The sequence below is a fragment of the Pseudomonas sp. 21615526 genome (assembly GCF_013386245.1).
Lineage (GTDB): Bacteria > Pseudomonadota > Gammaproteobacteria > Pseudomonadales > Pseudomonadaceae > Aquipseudomonas.
This window is the reverse complement of sequence record NZ_JACAOM010000127.1, coordinates 1-405: the sequence shown is the minus strand read 5'-3', so window position 1 is coordinate 405 and position 405 is coordinate 1. Positions and strand designations below refer to the sequence as shown.

Genomic DNA, 405 nt, shown 5'->3' with positions numbered 1-405 from the left:
ATTCATTGAAGAAGACGATAAAGAAGCAGCCCGAAATTGGGTCTGTAGCTCAGTTGGTTAGAGCGCACCCCTGATAAGGGTGAGGTCGGCAGTTCGAATCTGCCCAGACCCACCAATTTTGTGTGGGAAACGCCTGTAGAAATACGGGGCCATAGCTCAGCTGGGAGAGCGCCTGCCTTGCACGCAGGAGGTCAACGGTTCGATCCCGTTTGGCTCCACCACTACTGCTTCTGTCTTGAAAGCTTAGAAATGAGCATTCCATCGATATGATGGTGAATGTTGATTTCTAGTCTTTGATTAGATCGTTCTTTAAAAATTTGGGTATGTGATAGAAAGATAGACTGAACGTTACTTTCACTGGTAACGGATCAGGCTAAGGTAAAATTTGTAAGTAATTGTCATTTT

General features: G+C 44.9%; 2 tRNA genes. Both read left to right on the top strand.

The window, feature by feature from the left end:
• Positions 1-38: 38 nt before the first annotated feature.
• Positions 39-115: transfer RNA gene (locus tag HX786_RS27530), tRNA-Ile, on the top strand.
• A gap of 30 nt (positions 116-145) precedes the next feature.
• A tRNA-Ala gene (locus tag HX786_RS27525) sits at positions 146-221 on the top strand.
• Positions 222-405: the final 184 nt, after the last annotated feature.